The sequence below is a fragment of the Dyadobacter jiangsuensis genome (assembly GCF_003014695.1).
Classification (GTDB): Bacteria; Bacteroidota; Bacteroidia; order Cytophagales; family Spirosomataceae; genus Dyadobacter; species Dyadobacter jiangsuensis.
Window position 1 is genome coordinate 246,642 of sequence record NZ_PYAS01000006.1, and the last position, 18,813, is coordinate 265,454.

The following is an 18,813-nucleotide window of genomic DNA, read 5'->3' on the forward strand; positions in this document are numbered from 1 at the left end:
GCCGGTTAATATTTAAGCGTATTTCTCGCGGATCTGGAAAAGCACCCAGAAACCGATGATCCCGCCGATGATAAAGCCAAGAATGCTCAACTGGATCAGGTTGCTGATCAGGCCGATCAAAAGGGCATAGTAAAGGAGGTTCCAGCCGGCTCTCTTACGCGCTTTGAGCGGCGAAAACGCCATCAGGTACATCACCAGCGTGACGATCCCGAGTGCAATACCGACATAAGCGTTGAATGCAATGCCTGCCGTAAGCCCCCCGGCCCCCAAAACCGCACCACCTACGCCCAATGCCGTGAGCAAGCCCAATACTCCGAGAATAGAAAGCACCAGGATAATGTAAGGACCATACTGCACGAGAAATTCTTTGACGCTCTCGGAGAATGGCGGGAATTTTTGAAGGAAAATGGGTTCGAGTTCCTTTTCGAGAAGTAGTTTAGATTCCATAGACGGGGGATTTTTTAGCTGAATTTCAAACAATTAATTTCTAAAACTAAAATAAAATTCAGGAACCCGATCCCCACGACCTAGTAAGCGTTCCAACTGTTTATTAAGCGGCCTTACGCAACTTTCCCAACTACATCCAGCCGCTAATCCTCGGGATAAGGCACGTATACAAAACCCGAAAATTCGCCGATCAACGCGAACAGGCAGCAAAACTCTTCCGGGTTTTTATAATTCTCCGTGAAAAGCAGCACCGATTCCGGCCCGATCAGCTTGCGATCGACAAACTCCTGCATGTACGACGCCTTGTAAATATAGTTATTTGTAAGTTCTCTCGCATCGATCAGCAGCACACCCAGATCCAGCTCGTTGTTGGTCACTGCGAAAATCGGATATTCCGAAAAACCGCGTTTACGGATCTGGTATGAGGCTTCTTTCAGCTGGTCGGCGACCTTGATAAAATCCTGCGATATATAACCCATCAGTTTCTGATTCAAATCCGGAGAATTTGCATCGTCCATCAAGGCATTTTCATTGCTATTGTTGATCATAAATTAATAATTACTTTACATTCTCGCCGCCAGCAGCAACGTCAAATCTTTGTAACGCATATTAAAACTGCGGGCGATGTGGGAGTTGGTGAGCGTGCCTTTGTGGCAATACACTCCTTTCATAAACCAACGATTAGCATAAATCATTTCCTCAATACCTCCGATTGTACCGGTTTGGAGTAAAAAAGGCAAAAATACATTACTCAGCGCCGTGCTCGCCGTGTGCGCCACGCGCGAGGGAATGTTGGGCACGCAGTAATGGATCACTTCGTTGTATTTGAATGTCGGGTTCTTGTGCGTCGTCATCCTCGAAGTCTCGAACGACCCGCCCTGATCGATGCTGACGTCGATAATTACGGAACCCGGTTTCATTTTCGACACCATTTCACGCGTTACCACCATCGGACTCAGGCCATTTTCTGCACGCATGGTACCGATCACCACGTCTGCTCGTCCAATGGCCTCGGCCAGCGTTTCAGATTCTATAATGGACGTGTACAAATTCTGTCCGATCGAGTATTTGAGCCTTTGCAGACGGTAAATATGCTTATCGAAAACCTTCACATCGGCACCCACGCTCAGTGCTGCGCGTGTGGCATATTCCGAAACGGTACCCGCGCCAAGGATCACGATTTTGGTCGGTGGTACGCCCGTAATGCCGCCGAGGATAATGCCCCGGCCACCATTTGGCGTCGAAAGGTATTCGGCCGCGATCAATAGCACCGTACTGCCGGCAATCTCGCCCATGGCACGGATAATCGGCTTCCCTCCTACCTTGTCTTCGATCAGCTCATAGCCAATGCCGGTTACTTTCAGTTCATTCAGCTTTTCAAAATATTGCTTTTCCAGCGCAGGGAGGTTCAGTGCCGAGATGAGCGTCGTTCCGGCTTTCACAAAACGGAACTCCTCTTCCACCAGCGGCTCCACTTTCAGGATTACATTGGCCTGATACACTTCTTCCGGGCTGTGAACAATCTTCGCACCGGCCTCGCTGTATTCATGGTCCGACAAATTGGCACCTTTGCCGGCATCTTTCTCTACCCATACTTCATGTCCGTTCCTGACCAGGATCGCGACCGCGTCGGGTGTGAGCGCAATGCGGTTTTCCTGCAACGAAACCTCCCTCGGCAAGCCGATATGCAGCGAATTCTGGTCCTTCCGGACAGCCATTAATGATTCCTGGGGGTACAGCACCGACTGCTTGGCGAGCTCTTCAAAACCGGTAATGTGAGGTTGTGCCATTGACTAGCAAAATGAAAGTGAAACTGTAACTAACTAAATGTGACCTCTTATACCTTGGTGACTTCCAATATTCTCATGCCAGTTTCATCCGCTTCCAGATGCAGCTGCATATAACTTAGCGGCCAAAGGTTCTCCACCTTCCCCGGCCACTCGACAAAACAAAGGTCTCCCGAATCGAAATACTCCTCCACGCCCATGTCCAGGGCTTCTGTTTCGTCCTTAATCCTGTAAAAATCAAAATGATAGATTGTTCTGCCCCCCGCGTCATATTCATTCACCAGCGAGAAAGTGGGGCTCTGCACATGGGTTGTAACCCCGAGATGGCTGCATAGTGCCTTGATAAGCGTCGTTTTACCGGCTCCCATCTGACCTTCGAAAAGCCAGACGGGCGTTTCTGCACCAAGCCTCAGAAGTGCTTCGGATACATTTCCTAGCTCGTCGAGTTCCTTAAAACGAATAACCGTGGGCTGTCCAATCATGTTACAAAAATACACAATTTGGAAAAACCCGTGACAATTTTATGTGTCCGACAACATCAGACTTTCCATTCTTTCCGCATTGGCCTGCCCAGCAATTGACTGGCCTTTTTATCCCCTTCAAAATCCTCCTTCACCGGGTCCCATTTCAGCGAACGTCCCAAGCCGTACGCGATATTGCCTATGTTGCAGACAGACGCCGTTCGATGCCCGGTTTCGACATCGCAAATAGGCGGCTTCCTTGTCCGGATCGCATTCAGGAAGTCCTTATAATGATTTGTGCTAACATAAACTCCCGCATCGCCCTCATTGAAAACCTTGTCTTTCAACGGCTCCGGGGTAGTTTTCAACTCGCCGCGCGCTACAAATACCTCGCCGTCGGTACCCACGAAATGGCAATGCTGCTTACCCTCCATCGGGCGGTGGATTACTTCCACGCCATTGGCATATTTGTAAATCAAACCTTTACCCGGCTCGGAATAAATCAATTCGCTGGGGCCGCCAGCATCCATATTCAAGCCCCATTGCGCAATATCGAACATGTGCGCTCCCCAGTCGGTCATACCGCCGCCGCCAAACTCGACATAATCACGCCATTTGGGCCAGAATTTGGCGTCCATAGCCGGTGCAAGTTCATTGTTGTAGGGTCTTTCCATGGTATTGGGCCCCATCCACAAGTCCCAGTCGAGGCCATCCGGCTTGGTTTCGCTTTGCAGATCCCAGACTTTCGGTGGCCCGCCTACATTGACATACACCTTTTTCACGGTTCCAATGGCTCCGCTTCGTACCAGCTGCACAGCCTTTGTGAATTCCGGTGCCGAGCGCTGCATACTTCCGGTTTGGAACACCCGATTATGGTTTCTGGCAGCATTCACCATCGCCCGGCCCTCTTTGACCGTCAGTGAAAGCGGTTTTTCGCAGTAAATATCCTTACCTGCCTCGGCGGCACGTACAGCCATGGCAGCGTGCCAATGATCAGGTGCTGCTATCACCACCGCATCAATATCTTTTCGGGAAAGCAATTCCCGGAAATCCTTCAAACCGACCGCAGCGCTATACGAGCCCTGCCCGAGTTTTTCCGAATACCATTTATCGGTAGCAGCCACAAAGGTTTCCTGCTTGATCGCATATACATCCGAAGCGGCGATAATGCGCGTTTCCTGCGTGTCGAGAAAGCGGTTTCTGAGGCCTCCGCTCTGGCGCCCGCAACCGATGAAACCCAACGTAATCATGTCGCTGGGTGCCTGATATCCGCGCCCGAGCACATGCCTGGGGACGATCATAAAAGACGAGACAACGGCACCTGCTTTCAGGAAATCGCGACGGTTCAGACGCTTAGCATTCATATTTTTTCAGGAATTTATACTAATTCAATTTAATTTAAAGACCGGAGTCAGTGATTCTACTGGATATTGGAGTCTTATATTCGGTTACATTCAACTTCCTAAACCACAGCCGTTATGATCAGACTACTACTGGCATTTGCCCTGGCGATTTCGTTGTCGGCCGGCGCGCAAGTCACCCCGCGAAACATTCTCGCTCAGAAATACACGCAGGATGCATTCGACAAGGCCCTCATCCCCCTCGACAAATGGGCTCCCTACCCCAAAACACCGGAAGAATGGCGCAGTAAAACCGACCCGGCCGAGCTCGCGAAAATCATTAAAGCAGGTGAAGAAGCACTGGAAAAGCCTATTCCGATGGTTACGGCGAGCCTTTTGCTTGATTTCACCCGCAGCGGCGACCGGGAGCGGCATGCCGCGGCTTCATTCGGGCGAAGAAACCAGTTAATGAATCTCGTACTGGCAGAAACCGTGGAGGGCAAAGACCGGTTTATGGAAGCCATCCTCAACTCGGTATGGGCCATTTGCGAAGAAACTTATTGGGGTGTACCCGCGCATTTGAGCGCACAGAAGGCCAAAAACGGCCTCCCCGACGTCCAAGACCCGACCGTGGATCTCTTCGGAGCCGAAACTGCCGGGGTACTGGCACTTACCGATTACTTTTTGGGTGCGAAACTGGATAAAATATCACCATTGATCCGCCCCCGCATTTATTTTGAAACCAATAAAAAGATATTCGAGCCACTGAAAGACCCCAAGCGTTACGGTTGGCTGAGTACGACCAACCCGGTCAACAACTGGAACCCGTGGATCGTCTCCAACCTGCTTATCGCCGATCTCCTGCTCGAAAAAGACGCCCAAAAGCGCAGTGACAACGCATATCAATACATGGTATTCCTCGACCGGTATTTCAACAGCCTGGGCGATGACGGCGGCTGCGACGAGGGGCCCAGCTACTGGTTTGCGGCCGGCGCGAGCGCCTACGACGCCCTTGCAATCCTCGAAAGCGCAACCGGCGGAAAAGTTAATATTTACGACAATGATCTGATCCGCAAAATGGCCGCGTATGTGTACAAAGTGCATATCGCCAACGACTATTTCGTCAATTTCGCCGATGCAGATCCAAAACTAAAACCGGATGGCTTAATGCTTTACCGATTCGGCAAATCAGTTCAGGATCCCGAACTGGCTGCGCTTGGCGAATGGGCTTACGGCCAGTTTGGTGCCGTGACAGGCGGTAATGGCTACCAGCGCCCCAGAAAGGTCTGGAACCTGCTCACGACTTCGGAATTGAAGCAGGATCAATCCAAAACCTATAAACTGGTACCGCAATCATGGCTTTCGGATATTGAAGTACTCACCGCCCGCTCTGCGAACGGCCTGTACCTGGCCACCCACGCCGGCCATAATGCGGAAAGCCATAACCATAATGATGTCGGCGATTTTATTGTGTACGCCGATGGTGAACCGGTAATCGTCGACGCGGGCCGCGGCAACTATACCGCGCGGACGTTTTCATCAAAAAGGTACGAGCTTTGGTTTACGCAGTCGAAATACCATAACCTTCCGATTATCAATGGGCTCGGACAGCCTGCCGGGAAGCAGTTCAATGCCCGGAATGTCAAAAGCAATCTCTCCGAAAAAGAGGTATCCCTTGCCATGGACATCGCGCCCGCTTACCCGCAGGAGGCAGGTGTACAAAACTGGAACCGCCTGGTAAAGCTCAATCGCAGCAAAAATGCGGTCGAAATCTCCGATGAATACATTCTAAAACAAAAGCCCGACTCCTTGCAGCAAATATTCATGACCGTGTGCAAAGTCGATATCGGTACCCCCGGCAAAATCATACTCACAACCTCCGGTAAAAAAGCCGTTTCGCTCACTTATGATCCTAAGAGCTGGACCGTTTCCACAGAATTACCCTCTACGGAAGGTATGGAATACAACAGCTTCAAGACCAAATGGGACGGCGAACCGGTGACTCGCATCGTACTCACCAGCAAGGCATTGAGATCCAAAGGCAAGCACAGTTTTGTTATCACCAAATCCTGATTATTCCTCATGAACTTATCCCGCAGAGATTTTCTCATTAACAGCGCCCTCGCCGGCAGCATCATCCCCGCATTATCCCAGGAGTCGTTTGCAAGTTCCGCGAGCAGGGCAGCAGATGATTTGAAAGTCAATATTTTTTCCAAACACCTGCAATTCCTGAACTACCAGGACATGGCGGAAGTGGCCAAAGAACTTGGTTTCGACGGCATCGACCTCACGGTTCGTCCCAAAGGCCACGTACTACCCGAAAAAGTCGAAACGGACCTTCCATTAGCTGTGGAAGCGATGAAAAAGGTAGGATTGACGCCGCTCATGTTTTGTACCGCAGTGGAAGACGCCACTAACCCGGTGGATAAAAAACTGCTTGAAACGGCAGCAAAACTGGGTTTCAAATATTACCGCATGAACTGGTATCGCTACAATGAGCAAAAAGCGATTCCCGAACAACTCGGCGAGTTCAGCACCAAAATGGCCGGTTTGGGCCAGCTGAATGATAAACTGGGCATTCACGGTTGCTATCAGAACCATTCGGGAAGAATGGTGGGTGCGTCGATGTTCGAGATCTGGCAAATTCTCCAAAAAGCAAACCCTAAAACCATGGGTGCGCAATACGATATCCGCCACGCTACTGTCGAAGGTGGTCTTTCCTGGCAAACTGGTTTCAATCTGATCCGCCCGCATATCAAGACCATCGTGATCAAGGATTTCTATTGGGAGAAAAACAGTAGTGGCAAATGGGCGGTGAAAAGCGTGCCGCTGGGCGAAGGAATGGTGGATTTTAAAACCTATTTCAAACTGTTGAAAGACCTCAAAGTGGATGTCCCGATCTGCCTGCACCTGGAATATCCGCTGGGCGGTGCCGACCAAGGCGCATTTCAGATTACTGTGGATAAAAAAGTGGTTTTCGATGCGATGAAACGTGATTTGCAAAAACTGAAAGAACTCTGGGCAGCCGCTTAACTACCGTCCCATTCCATGAAACCAACGCCTATCCTCCTGTCGGCCTCGTTTGCTGCGCTATGCGGTTTTGTGGTCAGCACCCATTCCACGGACCAGAACTGGCCGGAATACAATGGCGACGGCGCACGCAGCCATTATTCTGCTCTGAATCAAATCACGAAGGACAATGTAGCGCAGCTCAAAGTCGCGTGGACGTATGCGTCCGGTGGTGCGGACACGGCGCGTAACCGCACGCAAATGCAGTGTAACCCCATCGTGATCGACGGTATCTTGTACGGCGTATCGGCCGGAACGCAGGCATTTGCATTGAATGCCGCAACCGGGCAACAAATCTGGCAAACCCAAATCACTGATAATGGCGGTACCACCAGCCGCGGCGTCACCTACTGGTCAGATGGCAAGGAGAAACGCGTTTTTTTCGGGGCTGGGAAATGGATTTATGCATTGAATGCGACCGACGGGTCGTTAATCGGATCCTTTGGAGAGCATGGTCGTATTAATCTAAAAACCGGCATCGAGCGCCCCGGTGCGGATGATTACCTGACTTCCAATACGCCCAACACCATTTACAAAAACCTGCTCATTACCGGAATGCGGGTGAATGAAACGGAAACCGCGCTGCTCGGGGACGTGCGTGCATACGACGTACGCACGGGCAAGCTGGTTTGGACGTTTCGCACCATTCCAGCCAAAGGGGAATTCGGTGCCGAAACCTGGCCCGCTAACGCCCGCGAACATTTCGGAGGCGCTAATGCGTGGGCCGGGATGGCCATCGATCGCGGCCGCGGAATCGTTTACATTCCGACCGGCTCGGCAGCCTATGACTTTTATGGTGGCAACCGGCCAGGCAACAACCTTTTTGCCAACTGCCTCATCGCCCTCGACGCCGCGACTGGCAAGCGCCTATGGCATTACCAACTCGTGCATCACGACATCTGGGACCGCGACCCGCCCTGTCCTCCGAATCTGGTGACCGTCACGCACAAGGGCAAACGCGTGGATGCGATCGTGCAGGTCACCAAGCAAGGTTACGTATTCGTGCTCGACCGGGTCACGGGAAAGCCCCTGTTTCCAATCAGGGAAACTGCATTCCATTTCCCAGCTATCGATGGTGAAAAAGTCAGCCCTACGCAACCGATTCCCACATTACCGGCCCCATTTACGCGTCAGACATTTCATTCGGGTGATTTCAATGCATTCGTCGCCGACCGTGACTCACTGGTAGATCTGCTTTCGAAAGCCAAGACCGGCAGCGCATATATTCCTATTACTTCCAGCATGACCATCTTCTACCCCGGCACTGATGGCGGCGCACAATGGGGTGGCGCAGCCACTGATCCGAGTGGCATCATGTACGTTCCCGCCAAGGAAATACCTGTTTATACTTCATTGGTTAAAAAGGAAATACCCAAAAATACCGGCTCCGTGACAGGCGCACAGCTCTATCAAATGAACTGTGCCGCCTGCCATGGCGCCGACAAAATGGGTAACCACGATGGCTCCTACCCCTCGCTCGCCAATCTTGAAAAACGACTCAAACCGGCGCAAATCGAAGCGATATTGCAAAAGGGGCGAGGTATGATGCCTTCATTTACACATATTTCGGAGGCCGAGCGAAAGTCGATCATCGCCTATCTCAGCAACCAGGAAAGCGGGGAAAGCATTAAAATCGATTCAAAAACGCAGGTACCCTATCAACACACCGGCTACAACCGCTGGTATGATCGGAATGGCTATCCGGTAAGTCAGCCGCCTTGGGGCACGTTGACCGCCGTTGACTTGAATACTGGCCAACGAAAATGGCAGGTCCCCCTTGGCGAATACAAGGAGCTCACCACCAAAGGCATTCCGCCCACCGGCACCGACAACTACGGAGGCCCGCTCGTAACTGCCAGCGGATTGATATTCATCGCTGCAAGCCGCGACGAGCAGTTCCGGGCATTTGACAAGGAAACAGGTAAGATTTTGTGGCAAGCCGTATTACCCGCGGCTGGTTATGCCTCAGCGAGTACCTATTCTGTGAACGGCAAGCAATATGTCGTCATAGCTTGCGGTGGCGGGAAATTGAATACGAAGTCGGGTGACAAGTATGTGGCGTTTGCGTTGCCCTAATGTGATTCGATAAATGCCGTTAGGCATGAAACATTGGTAGCAAAAGACAGTGAATCGAACATCCTGTGTATGTAGTGCTTGCGTTGCCCTAATATGATTCGACAAATGCCGTTAGGCATGTAATACTGGTAGCAAAGACACTGATTCGAACATCCTGGAAATGCCCTTGGGCATGTAACAACAATGCATTGCCTGCTTGTTGTTGTTGCATCCCTGACGGGATTAACGCATATTGCGCAGTTCGGCGTTACTACCAATATTACATCGCTACGCGATTTGATAGGAAATGGTCATTCTATAAAAAACCGGGTGGTATGAAGTCGTCGAAATCATCAGAGATCGCGTTTACCATGTTTTTTCCCAAACCAGGTCTTCTTGCTCGAAGAGTCGCAACCTCTCCTCTCAGCAGATTGTCGACTTTATCGATCAGCTGTTCGTTTTCCAGGCTGACAATTTTCCCGATAATCTCGATTTTCTTTTCTTCCGTTGTCATGGCAAAACGTATTGATGCTAGTCAAATATAATGTTAATGAGTCAAATCTCCTATCAATCCTAAACATCCTGCAATGGTCCCTTGCTCAGTTTTCGGGGAAGGTTACCTTTGTGACAAAGCAAAATCTAAAACTATGCCTTCAAAAATTCTCAATGTCGGTTTAATCGGTTTCGGTTTGTCGGGGCGGTATTTTCACTCGCCGTTCCTGAGTACCAATCCCAATTTCAAGATCAAAACGGTAGTCGAAAGGTCCAAAAACGAGGCGCAGGAATTTGACCCCACGATCGGCAATGCGCGTTCGGTGGAAGAGCTGCTTAGCGACGAGGAAATCGACCTGGTTTTCATATGTACGCCTAATGACACGCATTTCGAATACGCAATGGACGCGCTCCAAAACGGCAAGCACGTCGTGATCGAAAAGCCTTTCTCAGCGACGGAAGAAGAGGCGCGCGAACTCGTGAAAGTGGCCAAAGAAAAAGGCCTGATACTGACAGCCTACCAGAACCGCCGTTGGGACTCCGACTTCCTCACCATTCAGAAATTGCTGGGCGAAGGAAAACTGGGCGACATTATAGAATACGAATGCCGCTACGACCGCTACCGGGAAGCCGTGGCTGGCTCATGGAAAGAACGTGCAGTGCCTGTGGGCGGCAATGTGTACAACCTCGGCCCGCATTTGATCGACCAGGCGTTGGTATTGTTCGGTGAGCCGCAAACAGTGACCGCCGATATCCGCATCGTTCGCCCGAACAGCGAGATCGACGATTATTTCGACATTCGTTTGGGCTATGCCGACAAGTCGGTAATTGTAAAATCGAGCCTGATGGTGTATGAAAACCACTTGCGTTACGTCCTGCACGGCACGAAGGGCTCATTCATCAAAGGCGGCCTCGACCCGCAGGAAGAGACGCTGCGCAAGAATGTACTGCCTACCGAAAAACCCTGGGGCGTGGAACCGGAAGATCGCTGGGGCAAGCTGTATAGTGCAGCATTTACTGGTATAGTGGAAAGCGAAGCTGGTGATTACATGCCGTTTTATCAGAATGTCTACGACGCCATCGTGCACGGCGCCGAGCTGGCGGTGAAACCCGAAGAAGTTTTGCGCACCTGCCGCGTGATCGACCTGGCGTTCCAAAGCAGCAACGAGAAGAAAGTACTGGCTTACTAAGAGCCACAATAAAAAGCAAAAGGCAGTCCGGAATATCCGAACTGCCTTTTTTCTTGCCAGACCTGGCTTATATTATTTGATAACTGCTGTTACCTGACGTTTTGTTTCAGTTGAGATCGCGAATGGCTTTGTAGAGATTTCGCTGCCATTGTTGATAATGAAGCTGTAATTTCCGTCTGCCAGGTTCGACAGGTCGAAGATCTTAGTGTAGTTTTCAGACTTAGGGATCGATGTGCTATAAACGATCTGTCCTGTGTAGTCTTTGATAACCAATGAAGATCTTTCTTTTACGTTTTCAAGAGACAATTTGAATTTCAATTCTGCACCTGAAACGAGCTCGATAGAAGCGTTGTTTTCTTTTACTTTATCAGCAGCGATTGAAAGATTTGCAGTTGATACTCCCACCAAAACTGCGATTGCCAAGATAGTCTTTTTCATTTTATTCTTAATGTTTAAAGTCTGAATCAATGTTACCAATTTGCACTTTTCAGGCATTTACCTGACTAAGTTCTCTGAGCAGCTTAGTGTTTCCATCTTTTGCTCTTTGGACATTACAAAGGTACCCAACATTGTGATTAAAAGTCAATAAGGACGATTTTGTTCCTTAAAAGTTCTTCTTTGAATGATGCATTAGTATTGAAATAGTTATATGTTTATGGGAATAATACAGCAAGTCGTTTGAAATTTGCCAGTTCTATTGGAAAAGTGCAATTGACCAATATTTGCACTTTTTTAATATTTTTGAATAGTATACCCATTTGGTGGATTTTACCACGAAGAAGCGAATGAGCACGAAGCGCACTGGCTTCCTGGACATTCGTGTTCTTAATGGCAAAAAATCTTGTTAACTATTAAAGTATTTCCGGGAGTCAGTCGTCTGCCAATCTGTAATAGCTTAAAAGTCCGTTTGTCGCAGAAAAAGCCAAATATCATCCAAACCGTCGCATCCTATGGTAAACAGTTGCTGGGGTTCATCCGGCAGCGTGTAAATACCGACGAGGATGCGGAGGACATTTTGCAGGACGTTTGGTACCAGCTGAGCACCGTCCCGGAGATTGAGGCGATCGAGCAGATGAGCAGCTGGCTTTATCGCGTGGCCCGCAACCGGATCATCGATAAATACCGCAAACAAAAGCCCGAATCACTCGAAGATTTCGGCTACGAAGACGAAGATGGCGAGTTCCATTTCAAGGACATCCTGCTGGCCGACGACAATACACCCGAAACTGCTTATTTGAAAGACCTCTTATGGGAGCAACTGAATATTGCCCTGGACGAGCTTCCTGAGAACCAGCGACAGGTATTCATCTGGAACGAGCTCGAAGACCAGACATTCCAGGAGATCGCCAACCGCACCGGAGAGAATATCAAAACCTTAATTTCCCGTAAGCGTTATGCGGTTCGTCACCTTCGTGAACGGCTCGAAAGCGTGTACCGGGAGTTTGTAAATTATTAAATTTGTTGACCATGATGAACCCGCAAAACAGAGGTAGGAGATTTCGGCTTGCGCTACCGGTTTTTATCCTGATCGCAGCCCTCGGACTTGGAGCAGTCGTACAATGGCTTTGGAACGCAATTCTGCCTGCTGCCGCCAACTTTAATACGATTAGCTACTGGCAGGCCGTAGGCTTGTTCGTTTTATGCAAAATACTGTTCGGCGGCTTCCGTGGCGGGCCTGGCCAGCACCGGCATCATCACAAATGGCAGAAATTCAACCGCCGCTTTGGTCGAGAAGGACGCGAAGAGATGCTCGCGTGGAAGAATAAATGGATGCAGATGACCGATGAAGAACGCCGGCGCTTCCGCCAGGAAATGCGCAACCGATGGCGAAAACCACCTGAAAATATGTAGCTTACACCAAACCCGGCCCGACAGCCGGGTTTATTTATTTGCATTTGGTTAAAGTATTTTTTCAAACTACACGTCTGCAATAATATAGGTGCCAACAACGCACAGTTATTCATCAAAACCAGACAAGATCATGTTCATCGTCATTCTAAAATCAATAGGGGCAGCGGTCCTCGCAGGCCTGGTCCTGTTCGCTCTCCCGTTCCTGATATTCAAAGCCATATTCTTCTTCCTTTTCCTGGGACTGATTTTCAGACTCATTGCCGGAAGAAGGCGCTACCGGAGATGGCGTCATTACCATTCCGGTTTCTACGGCTATCCCAATGCCGATTTCGGAGGACCTCAGCGCGAGTACCTGGCCGATCCGCTTGGCCCGATGCCTCAAAAAGTTTAAAACAATTCATTCAACAAACAACCAGTTAATACCATGTGTGATAACAGATTCGGACGTCGTGGCTTTGGAATGCGCCACGACCATTATAGCAGACATTTCGGTCCGCAGCGCGAGTTCCGCGTACCGGTGAACATTGTCAGAAACGACGATAGTTATGAAATGCTCATCTTCGCCCCCGACCGCAATAAGGAAGACTTCAAAATCAATGTGCAAGGATTGGAACTGACCATTTCCTATGAACTGAAAGACAATCTGAGCGAGAAGCGCAACTGGATAAGGCAGGAGTTTAGCAAAAGCTCTTTTCAACGGACATTCATGATTGACAACACCGTCGATACGGAGAACATCAGCGCGCAATATAACAATGGCATTCTGCAACTGACGCTGCCGATCGTGCCCGGTTCGGAGAAACCTGCTCAGGAAATCAATGTGAACTAGCCAATTTAAAAAGCTTCATCAACTAAGAAAGCCCCTGCATATCCGCAGGGGCTTTTCTGATTACAAACGCTTAACAAATACTGGTTTTAACTAACCAAAATCATTTATACGCGGGGTCTTGTGTGAGGGTAGCTGCTCCCGCTTTGTACGACCGGTCGATCGCTTCCTGTGGAATCGGGAAAAACTCGTTCTTGCCTTTGGTAAACACTGCACCCTTTTTGTAAACTCTTTTATTGGCTTCGACCGCGACATAAGCATTCAGCACCTCAGCTGCAATTCCCCAGCGCGTCAAATCGAAGAAACGGTGGCCTTCCATCGCGAATTCGAGGCGGCTTTCGAAACGTACTGCCTTGCGCGCAACAGCAGCGTCGGTCCAGGCCTGGTCATAAGTTTTGATCACATAGTTTGCCGCTGGCTCATTCAGGACAGAATAATCATCCCTGGACTTGGGCCCTTGAACTGCTTTTTTCACAAAGCCAGCCGGATTGGCGGCACGTGTGCGGATCTGATTAACCAGTTTCCGTGCATTTTCGAGGTTACCCAACTCTACATCGCATTCCGCAAGCCAGAGAAGGATCATGCCATAGCGCATAATGCGGTAGTTGTTGCTTGAAAGGTTACCCCAGCCGTTGATACCAAATCCAGCCTTTTCGGAAATGTGCTTTTTCGGCGAGTAAGGACCTGCATAAGTCTGGTCGCGGATAAAGTCGCTGCCATGAATCTTGAAATCTTTGAAAAGAATACCGCGACGACCAACTGTCTGATCCAGGCGAGGATCCAGCGTTCCTGTATAAGGCTCAAAAGGATCGCTGTACTTCAAGCCCTGGTCGTTCTTCACGTCGGAATCATTGAAATTATCCAGCATAGGCAAGCCGGCAGCAGTGGTTTTAAATGCATTCACAAGGTTTTGTGAAGGCTGGTAAAATCCGCAGCAGCCCCATGGGTCAATGTAAGGGTGCGCCAAACCTACACCCGCGTCAGCCGCGTCACCCGACGCACTGGAAACTGCATATTGGATTTCGAAGATCGATTCGACATTGTTACGGGTTGCGATCAGGAAGTTATCCTCAAACTTTGGCGCCAGTGAAAACTTGCCCGACGCGACAATTTGTTCCAGGATAGGCTTCGCTTTTTGCAAAACAGCCACATTAGCCGCACCGGTAGAGATATTCCAGCCCTGGTACATGTAAGTTTTGGCCAGGAAAGCCAGTGCAGCCCATTTGGTTGGACGCCCAACTTGCGATTGTGCCTCCGGAAGTCCTTCCGATGCCGCTTTAAAATCAGCTTCGATCATCGGCCATACATCCTTATCATTCGGAACTTTAGTACTTTCCAGGTCGTCGAGTTTGTAAATCGTCTCGTCGATGTAAGGAATCGTTTTCCACATTTTCTTGGCTTCGAAGTGGAACAATCCGCGCAGGAAGCGCGCTTCGGCGATGATCTGCTTTCTGCGTGTGTCGCTTACCTCCTTCACCTCGGCCAACGTGTTGATTACGTCGTTTGTACGGGCAATGCCTTTGTACAATCCACGCCATTTGTTTTTGATGTGGTTGTTGGTAGGCTGAAAGTCCCATTTTTCAATAAACGATTCCTCAGGCTGGTCACCGGCATCGGTACCTTTATAGGAATCATCAGAAGCAATACCGCCAAAAACCCAGCTTTGGATGTCGTTGTTCCATGGGTCCTGTCCGTCGAGGCCCTGCCCGTCGATCATCGCGTAGGCACCCACGAGCAAGCCTTCCACACCTGAAGGTGTTTTCAGGGCCGTAGGGCTGTACTGTCCTTGCGGATCCCGGCTCAGGAATGAGTCTTTACAAGCCGAGACGATCCCGATTGCCAGACCCACCGATAGCATGTATTTTACAAGTCTTGAATTCATATATATCGAATTTTTAAGATCAGAAGAAAAACGGGTGGTTATCAGAATGACACGTTAAGGCCCAGCAGGAACGTCCGCGACACCGGCATATAGCCACCATCGAAACCAAGGGTACGGTCCTCTCCTGTCTGGATTTCAGGGTTCAGACCGGTATATTTACTAACGGTAAACATGTTCTGTCCCTGAACGTAAATCTGCGCATTGCTGAAACCGATCTTCGCGGCAACAGGCTTGGGCAAGGTGTAAGTAAGCTGCACGTTTTTCAGGCGGAAATAAGTACCCTTTTCAACAAAATAGCTGGACGGGCGGCTACTGATCTGATCATCCGCATCCATAATAGGCACAGTACCTTGTTTGTGGTCGGGCTGCCATGCATCATACAATGCACGTTTCGCACGGTTACCCTGGAACGTGTTGAAATCAGTGAAGTAGCGCAGGTAACTGAAAATTTCGTTACCCACCACACCATTACCGAAGACAGTCAGGTCAAAGGCTTTGTAGCCGATGTTCACGTTTACGCCATAAACAAAATCGGGGTGCGGGTTACCTATTACGGTCCGGTCGTCGTCGGTGATCTTACCGTCGTTGTTAATGTCCGCTATCTTGAATTTACCTGCTTTATTGTACGAACCATAAGGCGCCCAGGCTTTGGCCTCTTCGTCAGACTGGAAGATTCCCAGCACTTTATATCCGTAGTAGGACGAGATCGGCAAACCTGCCTGTGTGAGCGTCACCGCGGGCACGCGGGAACCGGCACCGAAGTACTTGGTATTTTCGCTTTCATCCAGCTTATCCACCGTGTTGCGGTACATCGAGTAGTTAAACGACGCTCCGTAACGCAAATCGCCTTTCATTGCGGTGTTGCGATAAGATAGCCCGAGGTCAATACCCTTGTTGGTCATCTGACCTACGTTGAATGAAGGCGCATTCGCGTCACCGGCAGTAAATGTGATCGGCGTCGAGAAGAGCATATCGGTCGTTTTGCGGTTCCAGAAGTCCAACTCGAGGGTCAACGCGTCGTTCAGGAATGTCGCGTCGAGACCGATGTTGTTGGAAGTTGTCGTCTCCCATTTCGCATTCGGGTTACCGAACGAGGAGGCGTCATAACCGATGGTTGGCTGGCTTCCCGAGCCGTCGATAGGATAACCTGCATGGAAAATATCCGCCCGGTAAGTAGTGTAGGCATTGTAGTCCCCGATTTTCTGGTTACCTGTTTTACCCCAGCCGTAGCGAAGTTTCATATCATTAATAAAGCTCACCGACTTCATGAAACCTTCGTCCGACAACCGCCAACCCAAGCTGAATGCAGGGAACACCGCATTTCTGGAAGCTTGCTGGAAACGGGAAGATGCGTCGTTACGCAGGATGAACTGAAACAGGTACTTGTCCGCAAAAGCATAGTTAACTTTTCCGAATTGCGAGTAAAGGCTGTAATCTCGGTTGACGCCGCCGTAGTTAGTTGCTTTCGTCGCATCCCCCAGGTTCAGATAATTAATAATGGAAGGGATTTCAAAAGCATAACCGGAACGGGAGGCACCGAATTCCTCTGCAAACTCGCGGATAGCTTCGACGCCAATGTAAGCATCCACTTTATGATTGGTACCAAAATTGTGAGAATAGCTCAGTGTATTAGTCCAAACCCATTGGTATGAATAATAGTCGGTGGCTGTCGAACCATTGTTGAAGCTACCTTCCACGTATTCAGGGTTGGCGCGACCGATATAACGTCCACGCTGACTGACGCCGTCGATACCAAGGCTCGTTTTAACAGTCAGGTTCGGAATGATATCAAACTCCCCGTAAACGTTACCGAATGCGCGTAAGCGGTAAGTACGGTTGTCCTTTTCGCGATACAATGTCGCATACGGGTTCGAGTTATTACCAAGGTTCAAACCACGGGAACCTGCGAAATTACCTTTGATATCATAAATAGGAAGCAACGGGTGGTGCTTATAGCTACCCGATACCGCATTCTGCTCCTGGTTATTACCAAACCCTCCTTTTCTGTTGTCAAACGATACCGCCAGGTTCTCCCCAACGCGGAAACGCTTGTTAGCAGTCGAAAACTCGGTGTTGGCCCGAACGGTGTAGCGGTCGTATCCGATGAACTTCACGACACCGTCCTGGCTGAAATAGCCCACCGACAATGCATAACGGCTGTTTTCAGTACCGCCCGTTGCGGATAGCTGGTAATTTTGAATGGGTGCTGTTGTTGTCAATTCTTTCCACCAGTTGGTGTCTGCGGCCTTGGTAATGGCATAAATGTTACCCGGCACGAGTGAATACTTCGCTGGGTCTACATCCGGCGTTCCCTCTTTGCCTTTGCTTGGGAACACGTAATCGGGCAAAGTCACCTCGCCATTCGGCCCGTAAGTATACTGACCGTGTGAAGGGGTTTTACCTGCGTATTTGTCGGCCAGATACAGGTATTGCCCCAGTTCTTTGGCATTCAACGCCTCTACGTCCTTGTAAGCCTTCTGCGTTCCATAATAAGCATTGAAGGAAATCACCGGCTTACCGATTTTACCGCGTTTGGTCGTGATGATCACCACCCCGTTAGCCGCGCGTGAACCATAAATAGAGGCCGACGACGCGTCTTTCAGAATTTGGATCGTCTCGATATCGTTGGGGTTAAGGTTACCCTGATTTTCCGTTGGCACACCGTCGATAATGAACAGCGGGTCGTTGTTACCAATTGTACCGAACCCCCGTATACGTACGGTTGCGTTACCACCCGGCGTTGCATCGTTCACGATGTTCAGACCCGACGCACGGCCTTGTAATTGCTGCGCGAATGTCGTTGCCGGAACAGACTGCAAATCCTTCGCATTGACGGTCGTTACCGAACCGGTAATATCCCGACGTGACTGTGAGCCATAGCCCGTTACAATCACTTCTTCCAGCGCACTTACGTCACTGGTCATCGATACGTCGATAACCGTCCGATTGCCTATCGCCACCTCCTTGGCCGTGTAGCCGATAAATGAAAAAACGAGGATCTGAGCACTGGAAGGTACTTTAATGGAGTACTTGCCGTCCGCGTCAGTGGTAACGCCAATAGTTGTCGAACCTTTTAGTGTGACAGAAGCTCCCGGCAGACTTGAACCGGACTGCTCATCCACAACCTTACCGGCTATGGTGATATCCTGTGAAAAAGCTGTTAGGGAGATTAGAAAAAGAAGCACGCAAAAAACCAGCCTGCTTCCCAGGTGAAGGTAGTTTTGTTTCATCGTATTTAGTCAGGTTAATATAATTATGCTACTCAAAAATATTCATTTAGAATCATTAAATAATCTAATATTCACAAAATATATTCAATCGAATACAGAATTGCACTATTTCACTATAACAATGAAATCAAAATTGATTTTTTCCAAGAATTTTTGCTTAAACGAAGGGGATTTTAATCCAAT

General features: G+C 49.5%; 17 protein-coding genes. 8 read left to right on the forward strand and 9 right to left on the reverse strand.

The window, feature by feature from the left end; translation table 11 throughout:
* Nucleotides 1-12: 12 nt before the first annotated feature.
* The 5 genes from CLV60_RS14365 to CLV60_RS14385 all read right to left on the reverse strand — a co-directional run bounded on the left by CLV60_RS14365 (nucleotide 13) and on the right by CLV60_RS14385 (nucleotide 4,059).
* Complete coding sequence (locus tag CLV60_RS14365) at nucleotides 13-447, reverse strand: hypothetical protein (RefSeq protein WP_106596056.1); 435 nt, start codon at nucleotides 445-447, stop codon at nucleotides 13-15.
* A gap of 143 nt (nucleotides 448-590) precedes the next feature.
* Nucleotides 591-995, reverse strand: coding sequence for a hypothetical protein (locus CLV60_RS14370; RefSeq protein WP_106596057.1), 405 nt, complete (start codon nucleotides 993-995; stop codon nucleotides 591-593).
* A 15-nt stretch (nucleotides 996-1,010) separates the two neighbouring features.
* A complete protein-coding gene (locus CLV60_RS14375; protein ID WP_106596058.1) occupies nucleotides 1,011-2,237 on the reverse strand; it encodes an alanine dehydrogenase in 1,227 nt (408 codons plus the stop codon).
* A gap of 47 nt (nucleotides 2,238-2,284) precedes the next feature.
* A complete protein-coding gene (gene tsaE, locus CLV60_RS14380; protein WP_106596059.1) occupies nucleotides 2,285-2,716 on the reverse strand; it encodes a tRNA (adenosine(37)-N6)-threonylcarbamoyltransferase complex ATPase subunit type 1 TsaE in 432 nt (143 codons plus the stop codon).
* 56 nt (nucleotides 2,717-2,772) lie between these two features.
* Nucleotides 2,773-4,059, reverse strand: a complete 1,287-nt coding sequence (locus CLV60_RS14385) for a Gfo/Idh/MocA family protein (protein ID WP_106596060.1) — start codon at nucleotides 4,057-4,059, stop codon at nucleotides 2,773-2,775.
* A gap of 114 nt (nucleotides 4,060-4,173) precedes the next feature.
* On the opposite strand from CLV60_RS14385, the gene CLV60_RS14390 reads away from it, so the two are divergent.
* From CLV60_RS14390 to CLV60_RS14400, 3 genes are read left to right on the forward strand one after another with little or no spacing between them, the layout of a single operon-like run.
* A complete protein-coding gene (locus CLV60_RS14390) occupies nucleotides 4,174-6,108 on the forward strand; it encodes a heparinase II/III domain-containing protein (protein WP_106596061.1) in 1,935 nt (644 codons plus the stop codon).
* A gap of 9 nt (nucleotides 6,109-6,117) precedes the next feature.
* Nucleotides 6,118-7,068, forward strand: a complete 951-nt coding sequence (locus CLV60_RS14395; RefSeq protein WP_106596062.1) for a sugar phosphate isomerase/epimerase family protein — start codon at nucleotides 6,118-6,120, stop codon at nucleotides 7,066-7,068.
* Nucleotides 7,069-7,083: 15 nt separating this feature from the next.
* A complete protein-coding gene (locus tag CLV60_RS14400) occupies nucleotides 7,084-9,180 on the forward strand; it encodes a pyrroloquinoline quinone-dependent dehydrogenase (protein WP_106596063.1) in 2,097 nt (698 codons plus the stop codon).
* A 295-nt stretch (nucleotides 9,181-9,475) separates the two neighbouring features.
* On the opposite strand, the gene CLV60_RS14405 is transcribed toward CLV60_RS14400, so the two are convergent.
* Nucleotides 9,476-9,673: a hypothetical protein gene (locus CLV60_RS14405; RefSeq protein WP_106596064.1), complete on the reverse strand. Its 198-nt coding sequence runs from the start codon at nucleotides 9,671-9,673 to the stop codon at nucleotides 9,476-9,478.
* Between the two features lie 133 nt (nucleotides 9,674-9,806).
* Here CLV60_RS14405 and CLV60_RS14410 point away from each other — a divergent pair, with 133 nt between their 5' ends.
* Nucleotides 9,807-10,841, forward strand: coding sequence for a Gfo/Idh/MocA family oxidoreductase (locus tag CLV60_RS14410; protein ID WP_106596065.1), 1,035 nt, complete (start codon nucleotides 9,807-9,809; stop codon nucleotides 10,839-10,841).
* A 72-nt stretch (nucleotides 10,842-10,913) separates the two neighbouring features.
* On the opposite strand, the gene CLV60_RS14415 is transcribed toward CLV60_RS14410, so the two are convergent.
* Nucleotides 10,914-11,279, reverse strand: coding sequence for a T9SS type A sorting domain-containing protein (locus CLV60_RS14415; RefSeq protein WP_106596230.1), 366 nt, complete (start codon nucleotides 11,277-11,279; stop codon nucleotides 10,914-10,916).
* Nucleotides 11,280-11,748: 469 nt separating this feature from the next.
* Between CLV60_RS14415 and CLV60_RS14420 the strand changes: the two genes are divergently transcribed.
* The 4 genes from CLV60_RS14420 to CLV60_RS14435 all read left to right on the forward strand — a co-directional run bounded on the left by CLV60_RS14420 (nucleotide 11,749) and on the right by CLV60_RS14435 (nucleotide 13,521).
* Nucleotides 11,749-12,297 carry an RNA polymerase sigma factor gene (locus tag CLV60_RS14420; RefSeq protein WP_106596066.1) on the forward strand — a complete coding sequence of 183 codons (549 nt, stop codon included), beginning with the start codon at nucleotides 11,749-11,751 and terminating at the stop codon, nucleotides 12,295-12,297.
* 11 nt (nucleotides 12,298-12,308) lie between these two features.
* Nucleotides 12,309-12,692 (forward strand): hypothetical protein, encoded by a 384-nt coding sequence (locus tag CLV60_RS14425; protein ID WP_106596067.1) that lies wholly within the window; start codon nucleotides 12,309-12,311, stop codon nucleotides 12,690-12,692.
* A 130-nt stretch (nucleotides 12,693-12,822) separates the two neighbouring features.
* Entirely contained in the window at nucleotides 12,823-13,083 is a 261-nt protein-coding gene (locus tag CLV60_RS14430; RefSeq protein ID WP_106596068.1) for a hypothetical protein, read from the forward strand.
* A 33-nt stretch (nucleotides 13,084-13,116) separates the two neighbouring features.
* Nucleotides 13,117-13,521 (forward strand): Hsp20/alpha crystallin family protein, encoded by a 405-nt coding sequence (locus CLV60_RS14435; RefSeq protein ID WP_106596069.1) that lies wholly within the window; start codon nucleotides 13,117-13,119, stop codon nucleotides 13,519-13,521.
* Between the two features lie 100 nt (nucleotides 13,522-13,621).
* On the opposite strand, the gene CLV60_RS14440 is transcribed toward CLV60_RS14435, so the two are convergent.
* On the reverse strand, nucleotides 13,622-15,400 hold the full coding sequence (locus tag CLV60_RS14440) for a RagB/SusD family nutrient uptake outer membrane protein (RefSeq protein ID WP_106596070.1): 1,779 nt from the start codon (nucleotides 15,398-15,400) through the stop codon (nucleotides 13,622-13,624).
* Between the two features lie 41 nt (nucleotides 15,401-15,441).
* Nucleotides 15,442-18,630, reverse strand: a complete 3,189-nt coding sequence (locus tag CLV60_RS14445) for a SusC/RagA family TonB-linked outer membrane protein (protein WP_106596071.1) — start codon at nucleotides 18,628-18,630, stop codon at nucleotides 15,442-15,444.
* Nucleotides 18,631-18,813: the final 183 nt, after the last annotated feature.